Annotated in this window: 20 protein-coding genes; 10 read left to right on the forward strand and 10 right to left on the reverse strand. The window is 73.8% G+C overall.

Annotated features, from left to right (window positions below):
- Window positions 1-30: 30 nt before the first annotated feature.
- Together grpE and dnaK are read right to left on the reverse strand one after the other, a co-directional pair.
- Window positions 31-618, reverse strand: a complete 588-nt coding sequence (grpE, locus tag AB0637_RS08890; protein ID WP_366171411.1) for a nucleotide exchange factor GrpE — start codon at window positions 616-618, stop codon at window positions 31-33.
- On the reverse strand, window positions 618-2,492 hold the full coding sequence (gene dnaK, locus AB0637_RS08895; protein WP_366171413.1) for a molecular chaperone DnaK: 1,875 nt from the start codon (window positions 2,490-2,492) through the stop codon (window positions 618-620). The genes grpE and dnaK overlap by 1 nt, the downstream gene beginning before the upstream one ends.
- Before the next feature lie 184 nt (window positions 2,493-2,676).
- Here dnaK and AB0637_RS08900 point away from each other — a divergent pair, with 184 nt between their 5' ends.
- The 3 genes from AB0637_RS08900 to AB0637_RS08910 all read left to right on the forward strand — a co-directional run bounded on the left by AB0637_RS08900 (window position 2,677) and on the right by AB0637_RS08910 (window position 4,512).
- The gene (locus AB0637_RS08900) at window positions 2,677-3,759 is read left to right on the forward strand and encodes a DUF3616 domain-containing protein (RefSeq protein WP_366171415.1); all 1,083 of its coding nucleotides are present in this window, start codon (window positions 2,677-2,679) and stop codon (window positions 3,757-3,759) included.
- 76 nt (window positions 3,760-3,835) lie between these two features.
- Window positions 3,836-4,132, forward strand: coding sequence for a hypothetical protein (locus AB0637_RS08905; protein WP_366171417.1), 297 nt, complete (start codon window positions 3,836-3,838; stop codon window positions 4,130-4,132).
- Between the two features lie 14 nt (window positions 4,133-4,146).
- On the forward strand, window positions 4,147-4,512 hold the full coding sequence (locus tag AB0637_RS08910) for a PIN domain-containing protein (RefSeq protein WP_366171419.1): 366 nt from the start codon (window positions 4,147-4,149) through the stop codon (window positions 4,510-4,512).
- A 56-nt stretch (window positions 4,513-4,568) separates the two neighbouring features.
- Here the strand turns inward: AB0637_RS08910 and AB0637_RS08915 are convergent, their stop codons facing one another.
- Entirely contained in the window at window positions 4,569-6,047 is a 1,479-nt protein-coding gene (locus tag AB0637_RS08915) for an MFS transporter (protein ID WP_366171421.1), read from the reverse strand.
- 100 nt (window positions 6,048-6,147) lie between these two features.
- On the opposite strand from AB0637_RS08915, the gene AB0637_RS08920 reads away from it, so the two are divergent.
- Complete coding sequence (locus AB0637_RS08920) at window positions 6,148-6,930, forward strand: TetR/AcrR family transcriptional regulator C-terminal domain-containing protein (protein ID WP_366171423.1); 783 nt, start codon at window positions 6,148-6,150, stop codon at window positions 6,928-6,930.
- Window positions 6,931-6,936: 6 nt separating this feature from the next.
- Here AB0637_RS08920 and AB0637_RS08925 read toward each other — a convergent pair whose 3' ends face one another.
- Window positions 6,937-8,133, reverse strand: coding sequence for an MFS transporter (locus AB0637_RS08925; protein ID WP_366171425.1), 1,197 nt, complete (start codon window positions 8,131-8,133; stop codon window positions 6,937-6,939).
- Between the two features lie 18 nt (window positions 8,134-8,151).
- The gene (locus AB0637_RS08930) at window positions 8,152-8,784 is read right to left on the reverse strand and encodes a TetR family transcriptional regulator (RefSeq protein ID WP_366171427.1); all 633 of its coding nucleotides are present in this window, start codon (window positions 8,782-8,784) and stop codon (window positions 8,152-8,154) included.
- Between the two features lie 58 nt (window positions 8,785-8,842).
- On the opposite strand from AB0637_RS08930, the gene AB0637_RS08935 reads away from it, so the two are divergent.
- The 6 genes from AB0637_RS08935 to AB0637_RS08960 all read left to right on the forward strand — a co-directional run bounded on the left by AB0637_RS08935 (window position 8,843) and on the right by AB0637_RS08960 (window position 14,150).
- Entirely contained in the window at window positions 8,843-9,439 is a 597-nt protein-coding gene (locus tag AB0637_RS08935) for a sugar O-acetyltransferase (RefSeq protein ID WP_366171671.1), read from the forward strand.
- A gap of 133 nt (window positions 9,440-9,572) precedes the next feature.
- Complete coding sequence (locus AB0637_RS08940) at window positions 9,573-10,484, forward strand: ATP-binding cassette domain-containing protein (RefSeq protein ID WP_366171429.1); 912 nt, start codon at window positions 9,573-9,575, stop codon at window positions 10,482-10,484.
- Window positions 10,481-11,311: an ABC transporter permease subunit gene (locus AB0637_RS08945; RefSeq protein WP_366171431.1), complete on the forward strand. Its 831-nt coding sequence runs from the start codon at window positions 10,481-10,483 to the stop codon at window positions 11,309-11,311. Before AB0637_RS08940 ends, AB0637_RS08945 begins: the two co-directional genes overlap by 4 nt.
- Before the next feature lie 7 nt (window positions 11,312-11,318).
- The gene (locus tag AB0637_RS08950; protein WP_366171433.1) at window positions 11,319-12,089 is read left to right on the forward strand and encodes a hypothetical protein; all 771 of its coding nucleotides are present in this window, start codon (window positions 11,319-11,321) and stop codon (window positions 12,087-12,089) included.
- 28 nt (window positions 12,090-12,117) lie between these two features.
- Entirely contained in the window at window positions 12,118-13,473 is a 1,356-nt protein-coding gene (locus AB0637_RS08955; RefSeq protein ID WP_366171435.1) for a histidine kinase, read from the forward strand.
- Complete coding sequence (locus AB0637_RS08960) at window positions 13,470-14,150, forward strand: response regulator transcription factor (protein WP_366171437.1); 681 nt, start codon at window positions 13,470-13,472, stop codon at window positions 14,148-14,150. Before AB0637_RS08955 ends, AB0637_RS08960 begins: the two co-directional genes overlap by 4 nt.
- Window positions 14,151-14,153: 3 nt before the next feature.
- On the opposite strand, the gene AB0637_RS08965 is transcribed toward AB0637_RS08960, so the two are convergent.
- Genes AB0637_RS08965 through AB0637_RS08985 form a run of 5 tightly spaced genes read right to left on the reverse strand, consistent with a single transcriptional unit; the run spans window position 14,154 to window position 19,789 of the window.
- On the reverse strand, window positions 14,154-15,302 hold the full coding sequence (locus tag AB0637_RS08965; protein ID WP_366171439.1) for a GDSL-type esterase/lipase family protein: 1,149 nt from the start codon (window positions 15,300-15,302) through the stop codon (window positions 14,154-14,156).
- Entirely contained in the window at window positions 15,302-15,895 is a 594-nt protein-coding gene (locus AB0637_RS08970) for a WHG domain-containing protein (protein ID WP_366171441.1), read from the reverse strand. The genes AB0637_RS08965 and AB0637_RS08970 overlap by 1 nt, the downstream gene beginning before the upstream one ends.
- A gap of 40 nt (window positions 15,896-15,935) precedes the next feature.
- Window positions 15,936-16,541 (reverse strand): response regulator transcription factor, encoded by a 606-nt coding sequence (locus AB0637_RS08975; protein WP_366171443.1) that lies wholly within the window; start codon window positions 16,539-16,541, stop codon window positions 15,936-15,938.
- Window positions 16,538-17,794 (reverse strand): histidine kinase, encoded by a 1,257-nt coding sequence (locus AB0637_RS08980; RefSeq protein ID WP_366171445.1) that lies wholly within the window; start codon window positions 17,792-17,794, stop codon window positions 16,538-16,540. The genes AB0637_RS08975 and AB0637_RS08980 overlap by 4 nt, the downstream gene beginning before the upstream one ends.
- Window positions 17,795-17,845: 51 nt before the next feature.
- Complete coding sequence (locus tag AB0637_RS08985; protein ID WP_366171447.1) at window positions 17,846-19,789, reverse strand: YcaO-like family protein; 1,944 nt, start codon at window positions 19,787-19,789, stop codon at window positions 17,846-17,848.
- Window positions 19,790-19,794 lie beyond the last annotated feature (5 nt).

Here is a 19,794-nt window from a genome sequence, read left to right on the forward strand (position 1 = left end):
CCCCTCCCTCGTCGTCTGGTTGTCCGCAGGTCATCCCTGCGGGTCGGCCACCGCGACCCGGGCCGGACGCAGGATCCGGTCGCCGAGCTTGTACCCCGGCTGCAGGACCTTCGTGCACGTCGCCACCTCGTACTCGTCGGAGTGGCTGTGCATGAGCGCCTCGTGCACGGCCGGGTCGAACGGTTCGCCGTCCTGGCCGTAGCGCTCGAGGCCGAACCGCGTGAGCGTCGCCTCGAGCTTGTCCGCGATCGCGGAGAACGGGCCCGTGAGGTCACCGTGCTCGCGCGAGAGGTGGATGTCGTCGAGGACCGGCAGCAGGGCCTCGGCCACGCCCGCGATCGCCGCGTTCTTGGCGACGTCGCGGTCGCGGTCGACGCGCTTCTTGTAGTTCACGTACTCGGCGTTCAGGCGCTGCAGCTCGTCGAGGCGGGCGGCCGCGAGGCCCTGCGCCGCGTCGAGTTCGGCGTCGGCGGCCCCGTCGTCCGGTCCCCCCACGGTCGGAGCCGTGGGTGCGGCGGACGCGGGTGCCTCGGCCGACTGGCCGCGCACCTGCCCCGTCTCGGGGTCGATGCGGCGGTTGTCGCGGACCACGGTGGGTTCGGAGAGCTCCTCCGACATCACTTGTCCTTCTCGTCGTCGACGACCTCGGCGTCCACCACGTCCTCGTCGGAGGACGAGCTCTTGCTGAAGTCGGGGCCGGCCTGCGAGCCCGCGTCACCGGCGGAGGCGCCCTCGGACTGCTGCGCCGCGTACATGGCCGCGCCCAGTTCCTGCGAGGCCTTGGCGACGGCGTCGGACTTGGCCTTGATGTCGGCCGCGTCGGTGCCGTTCAGCGCCGTCTTCAGCTCCGCCACAGCGGACTCCACCGTGGCCTTGCCGTCGGCGGGCAGCTTGTCGGAGTTGTCCGCGACGAACTTCTCGGTCTGGTAGACGAGCGCCTCGGCCTGGTTGCGGGCCTCGGCCTCCTCGCGACGCTGCTTGTCCTCGTTCGCGTGCTGCTCGGCGTCCTTGACCATCCGCTCGATGTCCTCCTTCGACAGCGCGCTGCCGCCGGAGATGGTCATCGACTGCTCCTTGCCCGTGCCGCGGTCCTTCGCGTTCACGTGCACGATGCCGTTGGCGTCGATGTCGAAGGTGACCTCGACCTGCGGGACACCGCGCGGGGCGGGGGCGATCCCGGTCAGTTCGAACGTGCCCAGCGGCTTGTTGTCGCGGGCCAGTTCGCGTTCACCCTGGAACACCTGGATGAGCACCGAGGGCTGGTTGTCGTCGGCGGTCGTGAAGACCTCCGAACGCTTCGTCGGGATGGCCGTGTTGCGCTCGATGAGCTTGGTCATGATCCCGCCCTTGGTCTCGATGCCCAGGGACAGCGGGGTGACGTCGATGAGCAGGACGTCCTTGCGCTCACCCTTGAGGACACCGGCCTGCAGGGCGGCGCCGATGGCGACGACCTCGTCCGGGTTCACGCCCTTGTTGGGCTCCTTGCCGCCGGTCAGCTCCTTCACGACGCTCGTCACGGCCGGCATGCGGGTGGAACCACCCACGAGGACGACGTGGTGGATGTCGGCGAGCTTGACGTCGGCGTCGCGGATGACGTCGTGGAACGGCTTCTTGGTGCGGTCCAGCAGGTCCTGCGTCATCTGCTCGAACTGCGCGCGGGTGAGCTGCTCGTCCAGGTGGACGGGGCCGTTCTCCGTCATCGACAGGTACTGCAGGGAGATGCCGGTGCTGGTGGCCGTCGACAGCTCCTTCTTGGCCTGCTCGGCGGACTCGCGGAGACGCTGCATCGCGATCTTGTCCTTGGACAAGTCGATGCCGTACGCGCCCTGGACCTTCTTCAGCAGGTGGTCCACGACGCGCTGGTCCCAGTCGTCGCCGCCGAGGTGGTTGTCACCGGAGGTCGCGCGGACCTGGATGGTGGAGAACCCGTCGTCGTCCTTGCCGACCTCGAGCAGGGACACGTCGAACGTCCCGCCACCGAGGTCGAAGACGAGGATGAGCTCGTCCTCCTTGCCCTTCTCCAGCCCGTAGGCGAGGGCGGCCGCGGTCGGCTCGTTGATGATGCGCAGGACGTTCATCCCCGCGATCTCGCCGGCCTCCTTGGTGGCCTGCCGCTGCGCGTCGGAGAAGTAGGCCGGGACCGTGATGACGGCGTCGGTGACCGTCTCGCCCAGGTAGCTCTCGGCGTCGCGCTTGAGCTTCTGCAGGATGCGGGCGCTGATCTCCTGCGGCGTGTACTTCTTGTCGTCGATCTCGACGTTCCAGTCGGTGCCGACGTGGCGCTTCACGGAACGGATCGTGCGGTCGACGTTGGTGACCGCCTGACGCTTGGCGATCTCGCCGACGAGCACCTCGCCGTTCTTGGCGAAGGCGACGACGGAGGGGGTGGTGCGCCCACCCTCGGCGTTCGCGATGACCGTCGGCTCGCCGCCCTCGAGGACGGAGACGACGGAGTTGGTGGTGCCGAGGTCGATCCCGACCGCACGTGCCATGGTGAATGCCCTCCCGAGCAGCTGTGACTGTTGAGCCTTCTCCACTCAAGTTCGCGGAACGCTCCGGATCTGTCAAGCGGAGACTCCGTGAACTTGAGTCTGATGGGCTCAACTCGCGGAGGGGCCCTCTTGTTCCCGGGAACCGCGGACGGCTCCCGGACGCTCTCCCTGTGTGGACCGACAGGTGGATGGACAGCCCGAACGCCAGGTGCCGCTGCACTTCGACGATGCGTCCAAGGCCGGCGCGACGCACGTCAACCTCTCGGCCGTCCGCTCGGACGGCCCCTTCCTGTGGGTGGCCGGCGACGAGACGGCGACGGTCGAGCGCCTCACCGCCCAGGAGGTCGACGGCGTCGTGACCGGCTACGACGAGCAGGTGAGCGTGGCCCTGGCCGACCTCGTCGACCTGCCCGGCCCCCCGCACGAGGAGGCCGACGTCGAGGGGCTGGCGCGCGACGGGAACTGGTTGTGGGCCATCGGGTCGCACAGCCTCAAGCGCAAGCGCATCCGTCCCGGGGACGGTGACGCCAAAGCCCGCAGGCGGCTGGGGCGCGTCGTCCGGGAGGCGAACCGCTACGTCCTCGTCCGGCTGCCCGTCGACCCCGCGACCGGGCTGCCGGCGCGGCGGGTCGAGGTGGACGGCGAGGTGCTGACGGCGGCCGTGCTCGGTGGGCACGGCGACGACCTGACGGTGCACCTGCGCGACGACGACCTCGTCGGCCCGTTCCTGTCCATCCCGTCCAAGGACAACGGCCTCGACGTCGAGGGTGTGGCGGTCCACCACTCACCCGCCGGGACGCGGCTGTACGTGGGACTGCGCGGTCCCGTCCTGCGCGGCTGGGCCGTCCTGCTCGAGGTGCGCCCCGTGACGCACGGCAAGGACCCCCACCGCCTCGTGCTGGAGGAGTTCGAGGACGGCTCGACGTACCGGACGCACCTGCTGGACCTGCGCGGGCTCGGGATCCGCGACCTGTGCCCCGACGGCGACGACCTGCTCGTGCTCACCGGACCCTCGATGGGGTTGTCCGGCCCCGTCCGCGTCCACCGCTGGGTCGGCGCGTGCACGGTCGAGACCGCGGACGTGGTGCGCGCCGACGAGCTGCCCGTCGTGCTCGAGCTCCCGCACGGTCAGGGCGAGGACCACCCGGAGGGCCTGGCCCTGCTGCCCGGCGGCCGGGAACTGCTCGTCGTGCTCGACTCCCCCGCCCCGTCCCGGCACACCGCCGACGGCGGGATGCTCGCGGACGTGTGGCGCCTGCCGAGGTGAGGTGGACGACGGTGACGGGAACAGCGGCGCCGGCACCGGGGACCCACCTGTAGCAACGTGTTGCTGCAGTCGCTCCATGAGGAGCATCAGCCAGCGCGAGCTCCGCAACGACAGCGGAAAGATCCTTCGCGAGCTGCGCGACGGAGAGGAGTTCGAGGTCACGGTGAACGGCGAGAGCTTCGGCGTGCTCCGGATGGACCCTCCCCCGGCGAAGCCGCAACGCTTCGTCGATGCCGACGCGCTGCGCGCGCTCTACGCAGACGCGCCACTGTCCGGCGACGAGGCGGAAGCGTGCAAGCGTGACATCCGCCAAGCCCTCGAGGACGAGCTGGACGACCCCTACGAGCGGACTCCCGCTCGCCCGGAACGGTGACCACGGACGCGGCCGTGCTGGTCGACACCAACGTGCTCTTCGACGGCATCGTCGTCGACGGCGCCTCCCTCTCCATCCTCACGCTCTTCGAGTTGGCGAACGGCGTCACCACGGCCACCGACGCCCGGCAACGGGCGGCTCGACAGCGCCGGTGCGACGTCGCGTTGGCGGTCTTCGACCCCTTCCCCGTGTCGCGGCGGGTTCTCGAGGCCTACCCGGCCATCGACGCGGCCGTCGTGGCGGTCGGGCGCAAGCCCAGACCGCGTCGGGTCGACCTCATCATCGCGGCGACTGCGCGAGCTCACGGACTACCCTTCGTCACGTCGAACGTCGACGACTACCGCGGCCTCGAGGACCTCGTGGACGTCCGCCGCCCGTGATCGACGAGGACTCCTCCGGATGATCGCCCAGCGAGGGCTTGCGCGGGTCGACCTGCTCAGACGGCGGCGGGGGCGGGTGCGTCCCCGACGGGTTCCTCGGTGCTGCGGGAGGTCGTCAGGGACGCCGCCCCGAACCCGGCGACGAGACCGACGACGACCGCCAGGGCCGTGAACGCGATGCGCTCGCCGTGGAAGAACGACTGCACGAGTGCGGTGCTCCACGTCCCCGCGGGCAGGGTGGCGGTGACGAGGGCGGCGATGAGGGTGCCGACGACGGCCGTCCCGATGCTGGTGCCGACCTCCTGCGCGGTGTCGTTGAGCGAGGCCGCCAGGGAGGTGCGGTTCTCCGGCGCGGCACCGACGAGGGCCACGGCGCAGATGGTCATCACGGTCCGCAGCCCGACGGTGAGGACCACCATGCAGGCGGCGATGACGGGGTAGCCGTGGTCCACCCCGAGGGCGAGGCCGAGCAGGGACGCGGTCAGCAGTCCGGCCCCGACGAGGCAGGCGGTCCGGTGCCCGAGGCGGCGGGCGAGCTGTTCGGAGACGGGCGTCGCGGCGATCATCGTCAGGATCAGCGGGAGGTTCGCCAACCCGGCGCGCACGGGGCTCCAGCCGTAGGCGTACTGGAAGTGCAGGATCAGGCTGAACATCACCGCGGACATGGCGATGGACGTCCCCACCTGCGCCACGGCGGCGCCGCGGACGGTCCCGTCGCGGAAGAGCGCCAGGTCCAGCATCGGCTGCGCGGCAGTGCGTTCGCGCTGGACGAACCCGAGCAGGGCCAGCACCGCCCCCACCGCGGAGCCGACGGTGACGAGCGAGGTCCAGCCGTGCTCGATCCCGCTGGTGAGCACGTAGCAGGCCAGGCCGATGGTCGCGGTGGACAGCGCGGCACCGGGCAGGTCGAGGGCGTCGTCGGTCAGCCCCTCGCGCCGGTCGGCGGGAACGCCCAGGCGCACCCCGATCCAGGCGACGAGGGCGATGGGGGCGTTGACGACGAGCAGCCACTGCCAACCGACGTGGGCCAGGGCCGTCCCGCCGAGCAGCGGGCCGAGGACGAAACCGCTCATGCCGACGACGATCATCACCGTCATGGCGCGCATGCGCAGCGCCTCGTCCTCGAAGAGCCGGAACACCAGCGAGTTCGTGATGGGCGCCATGGCCGCGGCGGCCACGCCCAGTGCGGCCCGCAGGGCGATGAGCTCGCCGGGGGTCGTCACGACCGCGGCGAGCAGGCTGACCGCCCCGAAGACCGTGAGGCCGACGAGCAGCACCCGGCGCCGGCCGAAGCGGTCGGCGGCGGAGCCCGCGGTGAGCAGCAGCCCGCCGAAGGTCAGGGAGTAGGCGCCGGTGACCCACTGCAGGGCGGTGGTGCCGCTGCCGAGGTCCCGGCCGATGGTCGGCAGGGCGATGGTCAGCAGCGTGTTGTCGACCATCTCGACGAAGAAGGCCAGGCACAGGGCCAGCAGGGGGATCCACGCTGCGCGCAGCGAGGTGTAGCTCGGGGTTGTCGATGGCGGGGTGGTGTTCACGGCGGCTGTCCTCTCGACGGTGGCCGCTCGTGATCGAACGACGTTCGGTCAGCATAGAACGACGTTCGGTCCGATGTCGAGGGTGTGGTGGGATGGACGCATGGCAGACGCGCGGACGCCCCCTCGCACCCGCTCCGGCGGGCCCGACCGCCCCCGGGGAGGAGGTCGGGCGGGAGCGGCCGCCCGGGCGGCCGCCACACCCCGACGGCGGGCCTCGCACTCGCTGGAGGCGGTCGTCAGCGAGGCCGTCGCCCTGCTCGACGAGGCGGGCGAGTCCGCCATGACGTTCCGCGCCCTCGCGGCCCGCCTCGGCGGTGGGGTCGGCAGCATCTACTGGTACGTCTCGAGCAAGGACGAACTCGTCGACCTCGCGGCCGACCACGTGCTCGGGTCGGTCCTGGCGGCCACCGAGGGCCGCACTGACGCCGAGGACCCGCTCGAGGACGTGCGCGCCACCGCGGTCGCGTTCTTCGACGCGGTCGTCGTCCGCCCGTGGCTCGGGGCCCGCTTCCTCGGCACCACCGAGCAGCAACCGAACGGGATGCTCTACTACGAGCGCCTCGGCCAGCAGGTCATGCGGCTGGGAATGCCGCCCCGGCAGAGCTTCGAGGCCGTGTCAGCGGTGCTGGGCTTCGTCGTCGGGACCGCCGCCGACCTGGGCCGTCAGCCCGCGGCGCCGACGAAGGACGGGGTGGTCCCCGAACGCGACGGGGACCTGGGCGCGGCCCTCGCGCAGTGGCGGGCCATGGACCGCCAGGAGTTCCCCTTCGTGCACTTCATCCTCGACGAGTTCGCGGCCCACGACGACGGGGAGCAGTTCCGGGCCGGCCTGGACCTCCTGCTCGCAGGGATCCGGCTGTCCGCCGACCGGTTCCGGGCCTGACGCCCCTCACCGTCGCGCCACGAGCCGGTTGAGGCGTTCGGACATCACCAGACCCAGCACGACGAGGACCGCGAGGAACGCCGGCAGGACACCCGTGCCCACCCACGTCGAGAGGGCCCCGAACGCCGGGGGCGCCAGGGTGGACCCGCTGTAGGCCGCCGCCATCTGGATGCCGATGACCGCCTGGGAGTTCTCGCGCCCGAAGTTCACGGGCGTGGAGTGGATGATCGCCGGGTACACGGGGGCGCAGCCGAGACCTGCGACGACGAGCCCGGCCAGGGCGAGGGCGTCGGTGGGGACGGGCAGCGCGATCATCACGACCCCGAGCCCCACGGTCGCGAAACCTCCGCGGATGAGCAGCGTGTCCCCCACCCGGTCGGCGAAGAACCCGGCCAGGAACCGGCCGCCGGTGATCCCCAGCAGGAACATCGAGGCGAACGCGGCCGCCGAGGCGGGGCTCACACCCCGGTCGTCGACCAGGTACGTCGCCGCCCAGAGGATCGAGGTGCTCTCCAGGGCGCAGTACGCGAAGAAGGCGACGAGGACCAGGACCACCCCCGGGATCCGCAGGACCTGGGCGAGGGGGACGTGCCCCTGGCGCACGGGTTCCCCGTCCGGGTCCGCGTCCGGTTCCCCGTGCTGCGGCGGGACGCGGTTCACCTTGCCCCACAACGGGAGGCTGACGACGAGGAGCACCGTGAGCACGACCTGCGTGATCCCGACGATCCGGTAGGCGCTGGACCAGCCCCAGCCGGCGCTGAGGGCGTAGCTCATGATGAACGGGCTGATGGAGGCGCCGACGCCCCAGAAGCTGTGCAACCAGTTCATGTGCCGGGCGGCGTAGTGCAGCGCGACGTAGTTGTTGAGGGCCGCGTCCACCGCCCCGGCCCCGAGGCCGTACGGCACGGCCCACAGGCACAGCGCCCAGAACGAGGGCGAGACGGAGAACCCCAGGAGGGCCACCGCGGTCGTCCCCACGCTCACGGCCGTGACGAGGCCCGCACCCCACCGCCGCGTCAGCCGGTCCGAGGCCAGGCTGGAGACGATCGTGCCGCCCGCGATGATCATCGTCAGGACACCCGCGAGGCCGAGGGAGACCCCGAGGTCCTCGTGCATGACGGGCCACCCCGCCCCGAGCAGGGAGTCGGGCAGCCCCAGGCTGATGAAGGCGACGTAGACGATCGCCAGGAGGAGCGAGTACACGGTGGGCTGGTCCGTCCTTCAGGGGGAGACAGGGCGTGCGAGCGGGGGCGGGGCGAGCCGGGCGACGTCGGCGCGGAACCGCGCGGGGTCGAGGGGTTCCGTGGACAGGACCGCGTGGAGGGTGAGGCCCTCGACGAGCGCGTCGAGGACCCGCGCGTCCTCCGGCGCGAAGTGCCGCCGCAGCGCCGCGCGGGTGCGCTCCATCCACGCCTGGGTGACCTCGCGGACCGCGGGATCGCGCGCCGCGAGGGCGTACAGCTCGTAGGCCAGGACCGCCTGGCGCCGGGACCCCGTCACGGGGTCGGTGTCCGCGTCGTCGGCGAGACCGGCCAGCACCGCGTCCGCCACGGCCTCCCGGGGGTCGGCACCCTGGGGGACCGCGGCCATCGCGGACTCGAAGGCGTCACCCCACCGCTGCGCGAGCACCGTGAACGCCGAGCTGAGCAGGTCCGCGAGGCCTCGGAAGTAGTAGGTCATGGCCCCCAGGGGGACGTCGGCGGCGGCGGCGACCTTGCGGTGGGTGGTGCCGGCGACGCCGTGCGCGGCGATGACGTCGAGGGTGACCTCGAGGATGCGCTGCCGGCGGTCCGGTTCGTGGCGCCGCCTGCCGGCCCCGCGGCGGGAGGCCGGGGCAACCGGGCGCGCGGACATGGTACGAGCGTACACTCAGGTGGCTCTCCGTCCGCATCCCCGACCCGTGAGGAACTCCATGGACCCGGCCGAGCAGTTCGCGCACATCGCCACCGGCGCGGTGTACGACGACCTGACCCCCGAACTCCTCGCGGCGCGGGCCGACGCGGTGCGCGCCACGAACGCGTACAACGCCTCCTCCGGCGAGCCGTCCGCGGTGCGGGAGGAGTTGCTGCGTCGCGTCGTGGGGTCGATGGGCGCGGAGGTGACCTTCGAACCCACCTTCCGGTGCGAGTTCGGCCGGAACATCCACCTCGGCTCGCGCTTCTTCGCCAACTTCGACTGCGTGATGCTCGACGGCGCGCCCATCACCGTCGGCGACGACGTCCTCCTCGGCCCGAAGGTGGGGCTCTACACGTCGAACCACGTCCTGGACCCCGTGGAACGCGCCGCCGGCGCCTGCCGGGCCGCACCCATCACGCTGGGGAACGCCGTCTGGATCGGCGGTGGGGCGACGGTGCTGCCCGGCGTCAGCATCGGCGACGGTGCCGTCGTCGGCGGCGGGAGCGTCGTCACGCGCGACGTCCCCGCGGGGGTCGTCGTGGCCGGAAACCCCGCGCGCGTGCTGCGGGAGATCACCGACGCCGACCGCACCGGGTTCACTCCCCGCCGCTGAACGCCCTCCTCCTCCAGGAGGAGGAGCACCCGCCGCGATCTCGTCCTGCGGCAGGTGCTCCCCGTGGCCCGGCCTCCCTAGCGTCGTGGACGAGAGCCGGCGGGTGCCGGCGGCGGACACCTGGGGAGGACGCATGATCACGGCGGAGGCGCTGACCAAGCGCTACGGGACGACGACGGCGGTGGACGGGTTGTCCTTCACGGCCCACCCCGGGACGGTGACGGGTTTCCTGGGCCCGAACGGAGCTGGCAAGTCCACGACGATGCGGATGGTCCTGGGCCTCGAACGCCCCACCGCCGGCAGCGTGCTCGTCGACGGGCAGCGGTACGCGGACCTACGGGCTCCGTTGCGCACCGTCGGCGCGATGCTCGACGTGCGGTCCGCGCACCCGGGACGAACGGCTTTCCGTCACCTCCTCGCACTGGCCCGCACCCACGGCATCCCCCGTTCCCGGGTGGACGAGGTCCTCGGACTGACGGGACTGCAGTCCGTCGCAGGCCGCCGGGTGAAGGGTTTCTCCCTCGGCATGGGCCAGCGCCTCGGGATCGCAGCGGCCCTGCTGGGAGACCCCTCGACCCTGGTGCTCGACGAACCGGTCAACGGCCTCGACCCCGACGGCGTGCTGTGGATCCGCTCGCTCGTGCGGGACCTGGCGGCCGAGGGCCGGACGGTGTTCCTGTCCTCCCACCTCATGCACGAACTCGCCCTCTGCGCGGACCGGGTCGTGGTCGTCGGCCGCGGGCGGTTGCTCGCCGACGCGTCCGTGGCCGAACTCCTCGAACGCTCCCGGGCCGCCGGCGTGGTCCGCGTGCGGACGACCGTCCCGGACCGGCTGGCCCCGGCGCTCGTGCGGGCCGGGGCCGCCGTCGCGGTCGAGCCCGACGGCGCCCTCCACGTGCGGGGCGCATCCCTCGAGGAGGTCGGCGCGGTCGCCGGTGAGGTGGGCGCGACGCTCCTCGAACTCACCGCGGAGGCCGGCTCGCTCGAGGCGGCCTACCTGGAACTCACCGGCGGTTCCGTCGAACACCGGGCGGGTTCCCGGTGAGGGCCCCCGGTCCGTCCTTCCCCCGCGTCGTCCACGCGGAGTGGACGAAGCTCCTGGGGCTGCGCTCCACCCACGTCGTCGTGGTGGCGACCGTCGGGCTCGTGGGGTTCCTCACCCACCTGTCGTCCAGCGCCTCCGCCGGCGACCCGGGGTTCGTCCCGACGCGGGGCCTCGCGGACGTCCTCCCGCTGGCCTTCCTCGGGGTCCTGGTCCTCGGGGTGGTCGTCGGGGCCGGCGAGCACAGCACGGGGACCTTCCGCTCCACGTTCGCCGCTGTGCCGCAGCGGATCCCCGTCCTGCTCGCCCAGGCCGTGGTGACGGCCGCCGTCGCCCTGTGGACCGGTGTGCTGAGCGTCGCCGCGGCGGTCCTGGGCATCCTGCCCGCGGCCGCCTCGCGCGAGATGACCCCCGACCTCGCGACGGCCGGGGTGCCCGGACTCCTGCTCGGGTCGGGCGGCTTCCTCGTCGGCGCCGGGCTGCTGGGCCTGGCGTTCGGCGCCCTGCTGCGCCGTCCGGTCCCCGCGCTGGTCGCAGCGGTGGTCCTGTTCCTCGTCGCCCCCGTGGTGCTCTCGATCGCGGCCGACACCGGTGACGACCCGGTGGCGGTGCACGACCCGGAGGACCCGCCCGCGGCGACGGCCGTGGTGAACACGGTGGAGAGCTTCACCCCCGTCGGCGCGGGAGCGGTGTTGACGAACCCCGGCGGCGGCGGGCTCGACGGTGCTCCCGACCTCGGGGCGGCCGGTTCCGCTCTCGTCCTGGGGTGCTGGGTGGCGGTCCCGCTGACCGTCGCCGCGGTCCGGTTGCGTCGTCGTGACCTCGTCTGAGGTCGGCGTGACCGCCGCCCGCGTGGTCGCGGCGGAGTGGACGAAGCTCGCGAGCCTGTCGTCGACCACCTGGCTCACCGCCGGGACCGTCTGCGCCGCAGCGGTCCTGGCGTTCGTCCTCGGACTGTTCGCCGGGCCGGGGGACGCGGTGAGCGCGAGTTCCCTGGCGAGTTCGGGGTACCTGCTCGCCCAGCTCGGGCCCCTCGTCCTCGGGGTGCTGGTCGGGAGCACGGACTTCACCGTCGGGACCTCCCTCACGACGTACGCGGCGGTGCCCCGTCGCATCCCGGTCCTCCTCGCCCAGGTCGTGCTGACCACCGCCCTGACCCTGGTGACGGGGGTCGCTGCGATCTCCGTCTCCCTCGCCGCGACGGCCGGAGCACGACGGACCGCGGGGCTCTCGTGGACGCTGTCCAGCCCCTCCGACCTGCGCACCGCCGTCGGGTACGTCCTGTTCCTCGCCGGCGCGGGGGTGTGCGGGGTGCTGCTCGGTTCGCTCCTGCGACGGCCGCTCGCAGCGCTCGCCACGGCGGTGGCGCTGTTCGTGCTCCTCGACCAGGTGCTGGCAACCCACCCGGGGCACGTCGTCGACACGGTGCGCGCACTGCTCCCGAGCAGCGGGACGCGGATGTTCGCCGACGAGGCCCGGCTCTCGGCGCTGGGCGCCGGTCACGGCCCCCACCTCGGCGTCGGGGGCGGCGGGCTGGTCCTGGCGGCGTGGTGCGTCGCGCTCACCGCCCTGGCGGGGTTCCGGCTGGTGCGTCGTGACGTCTCGTGACCCGAGCGACCGGTGGGAGGGTGACGCGGTGACGACCCCGACCCTCACCGCGTCGCAGGTGCAGCACCAGACGACACCGCGCCAACTGCTGCTGGCCCACCCCTGGACCGCGCACGTCCTCGTCGTCACGCTCGTGCTGCTCGTCGGGTCGGTCACCGCCCTCGCCGTGTCGGAGACCGTGCGCGGGGCCACGAGCCTGGGGTTGTTCGCGCCGGGGTCCCCGCTGGGCGAGCGCTCCGTGACGACGTGGCTCGCCGGGACGGTGGCCGGGGCCCTGGCCCTCGTCGGCCGGAACCGGTGGCCCCTGGCCGTCACCGGCGTGCTGACCGCGCTGGCCGTGGTCTCCCTGGTGCTGGGGCAGGTGCTCGGGGTGCTGGGGTTCTGCCTGGCCTGGGCGCTGCACGCCGTCGCGGCCCGGCACAGCGCCCGCACCACGTGGGCCGTGGGAACTGCCGGCCTCGTCGTCGTGTCGGTGGCCGTGCTGCGCTGGCAGGTCATCGGTCTGGCCGAGGTCCTGCTGTGGAGCGACGAACTGCCGCCGGTCGACGGCGTTCCCTTCCAGCGGCTGAGCGCACCGGACCCCTCGACGGGTCGCCGCTCCTGGACGCTGTTCCTGCTGCTCGCCCTCCTGGTGCTGGGCGGGGTGACGGGTGCCTGGGCGCAGGCCCGCCGGCAGCACGCCCACGACCTCGTGGAGCGGTACGCCGCGATGGCCCGCGAACGCGACACCAGCGCGGCTCTCGCGCGCTCGGCCGAGCGGGCCCGGATCGCCCGCGAGGTGCACGACATCGTGGCGCACAGCGTCTCGGTGATGGTGGCGCTGTCCGACGGTGCGGCCTCCGCGCTCGACCGGGCACCGGACGCCTCCCGACGGGCGCTCGCCGAACTGTCAGCGACGGGTCGGGACGCCCTGGCCGACATGCGCAGCGTGCTGGGTTCCCTGCACCCGCAGGAACTCCAGGGCCGGGCGCCGGTCGTTCCCACGAGCCCCACCGAGACGGACCTGCACGGCGTCGTCGAGAGGTTCCGGGCGGCCGGCCTGCCGTTGACCACCGACGGGTTGGAGGCCCCGCTGCCGGCGGACACCGCGGTGCGCCTGGCCGTCGTGCGGATCGTGACGGAGGCGCTCACCAACGTGCTGCGGCACGCCCCGGGGACTCCCTCGGTCCTGCTGGTGCTGCGCCGCGAGGACGCCACCCTCGAGGTCGAGGTCGTGGACGCCGGGGGCGTCCGGGCGGGCGACGGCGGCGGCACCCACCTCGGGCTCGTCGGGATGAGGGAACGGGCGACCCTCCTCGGCGGAGCGGTGGAGGCCGGCCCCGTCGACGGGGGCGGCTGGCGGATCCACCTCGTCCTGCCGACCGGTGGGGAGGCCCGCGCGTGACGACCGTGCTGCTCGTGGACGACCAGGCGTTGCTGCGCATGGGGTTCCGCCTCGTCATCGAGTCCGAACCCGATCTCGAGGTCGTCGGCGAGGCGTCCGACGGGGCGGTCGCACTGGAGCAGGTGCAGGCCCTGGCCCCGGACGTCGTCGTCATGGACGTCCGGATGCCCGGGATGGACGGGATCGAGGCGACCCGGCGCATCGCCGAGCGGTACCCGGCCTCGCGGGTGCTCGTGCTCACCACGTTCGACGTCGACGAGTACGCGTTCGCCGCCCTGCGTTCGGGGGCGAGCGGGTTCCTCGTCAAGAGCGCCGGGCCCCAGGAACTCGTCGATGCGATCCGCGTCGTGGACTCCGGGAGTTCCGTCGTGGCCCCCCGTCTGGTGCGCAGGATGCTCGACCTGTTCGCCACGCAGCTGCCCACCGATCCGGAGGGGAGTCCCGGGGACGACCTCGACGCCCGTCTGCAGGCGCTGACCCCGCGAGAGCTCGACGTCCTGCGCCGCATCGCCGAAGGCTCCTCCAACGCGGAGATCGCCGCCGACCTCGTCGTGTCCCTGACGACCGTCAAGACGCACGTGGGCAACGTCCTAGCGAAACTGGGACTGCGCGACAGGGTTCAGGCCGTCATCGCGGCGTACGAGTGGGGGCTCGTGCGGGCCGGCCGGAACCCGTGAGACTCAGCCGCGGTCGAAGGCTCCCCCGGCGCCGAAGACCCGCTCGGTGAACCGGCGCCCGACGACGGCGTGCCCGGCCGTGTCGAGGTGCAGGGCGTCCGGCAACGGGTGCTCGTACTCGTCGGCCGCGCCGAACAGCTCGAGCCCGTCGAGGTGGTGCAGGTGCGGGTCGTCACCGCGGGCGGCGACGACCTCGCGCAGCGCGTCCCGCACGACGCGCAGCGTCAACCGTCCGCCCGCAGTGTCCCCCGGTGCACCCGTGGCGGTGAACCGGAGTTCCCCCCGGGCCAGGGCCGCGAGGTCGACGGACCCCGGGCCGGGGGTGTCCTCGTGCAGCGCGCAGTGCAGCGGCGAGACGACGAGCAGCGGGACGGTGGGGTGCCCGTCGCGGACGGTGTCGAGGAACCCGTGGACGGCCGCGACGAACGTCCTGCGCCGCATGGCGTCGCCACCCACGACGTTGATGCCGAACTTCACGCTGACGACGTCTGCCGGGCGGTCGCGGACGACGCGGGCGAGGAACGGGTCGACGAGCGCGCTGCCGCCGAAGCCGAGGTTCTGCAACCGGACCCCCGCCGCGCGAGCCGCGATCGCCGGCCAGGTGCGCGTCGGACTCGCGGCGTTCGACCCGTGGCTGAGGGAACTGCCGTGGTGGACCCACAGCGGGCCGGAGGGGGTCACGGGACGGACCGGGGCGTCGGCGTCCAACCCCACGACGTCGACCTGCTCGAGGTGCGGCAGCCAGAACTCGACGACCTTCTCCCCCGCGGGCAGGTCCTCGACGAGCACGTGCTCGTCGGGTCCCTCGACCGTCGTGGCGGCTCCGGTCCGCAGGTCGACGTCGACGAGCGTGCCGCCGGTGAGGACGTGCGTGCGGTGCAGTTCCCCGTCGAGGACGACGTCGACCGCACCGCGGAGGCGTTGCACCCCGCCGAGGGCCTGGCGCGTGGCGTGCAGGCGGAGGTCGAGCCGCCGGGCCGTCGTGGCGACGACGACCCGGACACCGGACGGTTGCGCCTGCGCCGAGAGCAGTTGCGCGTCGGCGTCCCGGGTCCGCACCGCGGACGGCAACCGGTGCGGGCGCAGCCCACGACCGGCGCGTTCGACCTCCAGCGCGCCGTGGAACAGCTCGGGGACGAGGGGTGCGGTCACTAGGGGCCCTCCGAGGGGAACGGGTCGCGAGTGGTCCAGCGCGACAGGACGAGGTGCAGCGAGCGCAGGAGTTCGCGCCAGGACTCCTCCGGGGCCGGGGAGCGGTGGTCGAAGCTGCCGAGGCGTTCCAGGTCGAGGAAGCCGCTGAGGGCGGCGCCGAGCACGCGGGTGGCGTGGACGCGGTCGGCCGCCGGGACGCGGTAGCCGAGCAGCACGGCCTCGGTGAGCCGGACGACGCGACCCGCCGCGGTGGTCTCCACGGCCTCCGGTCCGGCCCTGCGGTGCAGCGCCTCCCACCGCCCCGGGTGCTCGTGCGCGAACACGCGGTGGGCCGTCGCGAAACCCTCGAGGGCGTCCGCGCCGGCCCTGCCGACCACGGCGTCGGCCACCCGGTCGGCGAGTTCGTCGAGGGCGAGGACGGTGACCCCGTCGCGCAGCGCCGCCAGGTCCCGCACGTGGCCGTAGAGGCTGGGCGTCTGGACGCCCAGCGAGCGGGCGACGGCGGCCAGCGTCACGGCGTCGAGGCCCTGGGCGTCCGCGAGGTCCGCCGCCCGCAGGACGACGGTGGCGGCGGTCAGCGGGGCGCGGGGCACCCTCCTACTGTACGCAGGTTTTCACCTAAGGGTCGTAGGTTCAGATCCAGCCGTTCCCCTGGGCGATGTTCACGGCGTCCGTCCGGCTCCGCGCGTGCAGCTTGTCGACGACGACGGACAGGTAGTTGCGCACGGTCCCCTCCGACAGCGACAACCGGTGCGCCGTCTCGCGCACGGTGCACCCCTCGGCGACGAGGGTCAGCACGTCGGACTCCCGCGGGGTCAGCGGGGAGTCCCCCCGTTGCACGGCCGCCGCGGCCAGTTCGGGGTGCAGCACCCGCCCACCCGAGGCCACCCGGCGGATGCCGTCCACCAGTTCCTCGACCGGCGCGTTCTTCAGGACGAAGCCGTCGACCCCGGCGGCCAGCGCGCTGCGGACCGCCGCCGGGCGACCCAGCGCGGTGAGGATGACGACCTTCGTCCCCGGCACCTCCCGGCGGATGCGCGCGGCCACCGACACCCCGTCGCCCCCGGGCATCTCCAGGTCGAGGACCGCGACGTCGACGGCGGTCGACGCGAGCGCGTCGAGCACCTCGTCGCCGCGGGCCACCGAGGCGACCACCTCGAGGTCGTCCTCGCCGTCGAGCAGCGCGACGAGCGCGGACCGGACGATGTGCATGTCCTCGGCGACCAGCAAGCGGATCACGGCCGTCCCCCTTCCTCCTGCGGGCCGGCGACCGCGCGCACGGGCACACGGCACACCACCCGGAACGTGTCCCGACGGGCCGTGACCTCGAGCGAACCCCCGAGGGTCTGCACGCGCTCACGGGCCCCGACGAGACCGGACCCGTCGTCCCCGACGACGCCGGTGGCGCCGTCGTTCTCCACCACGAGCTCCACGACGCCGGTCGTCCCCGCGGGCGCCGACCGGCCGGCCGGTCCGACGCCCACGGACACGCTGCACACCGACGCCTGGGCGTGCTTGACGACGTTCGTGGCCGCCTCCCGCAGCACCCAGGCCACGACGTCGTCGGCCGCCCCGAGGTCGGCGTCGGGATCCGCGTCCACCTCGCAACGCACCCCCGCGTCCGTCAGCAACCGCACCGCCGCGGCGAGTTCCGTCCGCACCGTCAGCACCCGGTACCCCGCGACGAGCGCGCGAAGGTCGGCCGCGGCCGCGTGGCTGAGCGCCAGCACGTCGTCCAGTTCCGCCGCCAGCGCCTCCTCCCGCGCACCCCGCTGGTGCCGCCGGGCCAGTTGCACCTTGAGCGAGATCGCCGCGAGGTTGCGCCCCAGCAGGTCGTGCAGGTCGCGGGAGACCCGGACCCGCTCGGCGAGCACCTCGGCGTGGGCGAGTTCGGCCCGGGCCAGTTCCAGCTCGCGGTAGGTGTTGACGCACCGCAGGACCAGGAACAGCAGGACGGACGTCGCGACGTAGCTCACCCCGGCGAAGACGGACGTCCCCCAGGCCGCGCCCGCGGCCCGCGTGAGCGTGACCTGCAGCACCAGTCCCACCGCGGCGAGGGTGACGGCTGGCCGGGTCGTGAGGAGTTCCAGGACGAAGCAGGCCGTCACCGCCGACCAGGCGAGCCACCCGGGCCCCAGCAGCAGCGCGGGCACGTACGCGACCGCCGCGAGGGCGAGCAGCGCCGACCCCCGCGACCGCACGCCCGTGCGCGACAGCGTCCGGCGCAGCACCGCCACGGTGACACCGCCCGCGGTCACGGCGCTCAGCGCGACGACCCCCAGCGCCAGGACCTCCGTGGACCCCGAACCCGGCGGTACCCAGGCCAGCCGACCCGCACGGACGTCCCCCACGACGGAGACCGACAACCCCAGGGCGCAGAGCAGGAACAGCGCGACCGCCAGGGCCTGCAACCGGCGGGTGACGGTGCCCCCGACCGCGGGGACGCGGCGCACCCGTGCCCGGCGGCTCCGGGGGGCAGGCGGGGGTCGCACGCCGCACACCGTATCCCGCACCGGTCCCCCGCGACGGCCCCCACGGGACGTTCAGACCGGCAGGTCCCAGGGGTTGAGCTCCGCGGGTGCGCCGGGGCCGACGGGACGCCGCCAGGACCGCAGCTGCGGGCTGACGACCCGGACGACGGGAACCCCCAGGCGCGGGTGCGTGAGGTCGACGAAACCCACCTCGCAGCCCGCCGCGAGCAGCCGGGAGTTCCACTGCGCGAGCGGATCCGCACCTCCCACGGGGTCCCCGGGCCGGCGGACGCCGTGGGGCAGCAGGTGGGGGTGGTCCTCGACGTGCTCGGCCCGCCACGCGGCGGAGCCCGCACCGTCGAGGGCGAGCTCGCTCCTGAACTCCAGGCACGCGAGGACCTGCAGCAGTTCCTCACCCGCGCGGACCACGGCCTCCCCGGGCGTGGGGGCTGCCCCGAAACCGAGCGTCACGCCCGTCCCGTCCGTCAGCACCCCCACGGCGACGACGACGGGAACCCCGCCGGCACCGGTGAGGTCGAGGAACCACCCCCGGCGTCCGTGGGCGGCGAGGTCGGCGGCCATCCGACCGGGATCGGGGTGCTCGACGCCCGGACGGGATTCCCGTGGCCACCACCAGGAGGCGACCGCGTCGCGCTCGAGGAGTTCGGCGAGCCCGCGCCGGGCGGCGTCGGCCGTGTCGCGGCCCGCGGCGCAGCCCGTGGAGTCCGGTCGCGCCGCCGCGGCCGCCCACTGGTGGGGGTGGCCGAACGTGACGGCGGCGGCCGGGACCCACGCGTCGAGCCACTCCCCGGAGACGAGGTCCCGGACGCGGCGGAACTCGGTGGCCTCGTCCTCGCGCCAGGCCCCGTCCCGGCGCGCGACCGGCAGGAACACGCGGGAACCGCTCACCCGCAGCGCGGTCGTCGTGGTGACGACGGCGTCGGGGTCCGGCCGCCACGAGGTGCTGAAACGTTCGACGGCCTCCCCCAGGCACGTCGTCACCGCGTCCCGCTCGGTGCGCCCGGCCCCGAACGCCGTCGCCCGGCGGCGCTGCACCCCCGCTCCCACCGACGGTGGCCGCACGGGGTGGGTGGTGGTGGCGAGGAACACCCCGGCGGCCGAACGCCGCACGGTGGGCCGGTCGAGGAAACCCGTCAGAGCCGACACGAAACCCTCGAGCCGGTTCGCCAGGTCCGCACCGGGGTCAGCGGGACGCCGGTCCCCGGCGCACGGCAGGACGGGGTGCACGACGACCTCGGCGGTGCGCAGCCGCAGTTCGCGGACCGCGGTCGACCAGGGGTTCGAGACTCCGGGGTGGTAGCTCGCGAGGTCCTCGAGCAGGCCGTCGACGACCGCCGCGACCGCCCCGACGGCGGCGCTGCGCAGCGCGGCGCCACCCGCTCCGACGGGGTGCGCAGCCCCGGCGAGATCGGGTTCTGCGTTGCCGCGCAACGCCTCGACCAGACAGGCCGGACAGGTGCCGGTGGCGCGGTGGCCCTGGCCGGCGGGGATCAGGGGACCGATCCAACAGCGGCCGGCACCCCAGCGGACGAGGAGGACGGCCGACCGGCGACCCAGGTCCGTCAACCGGTCCGGCAGGCGCGGGTCCGCGTGGTCGTCGCACGTCAGGACGACGAGGTGGGCCGGTCCCTCCCCCGCGGACCCTGCTCCCGCGGCCTCCAGGACGGTCCACAGTTCCGCGGTGGCCGACCGTCCGACCCCCTCGACGGCGACGGTGGGGGACCCCGGTCCGGGGGTGCGGACGAGGACCCCCGCGCGCACGAGGTCGGCCAGTTCCCCGGCCAGGGCGGACACGTCGTCGGGTGCGACCCCGAGGCCGGTGACGAGGTCGTCGGTGCCGACGGCCCCCCGACGGCGCAGCAGTTCCAGTGCGCGGGCGGAGCGGTCCGGCACGCGGACCCGGTCCTCGTCGTCGTCGAGCAGGAAACCCCCACCCGGGTCCCGCAGGACGCGCCACGGCCCCCGCGGCGCGAGTCCGCGAGGGCCGTTCGTCACGGTCG

Origin of the sequence: Kineococcus sp. NPDC059986 (genome assembly GCF_040702905.1) — a bacterium.
In the GTDB taxonomy this organism is placed as follows: domain Bacteria; phylum Actinomycetota; class Actinomycetes; order Actinomycetales; family Kineococcaceae; genus Kineococcus.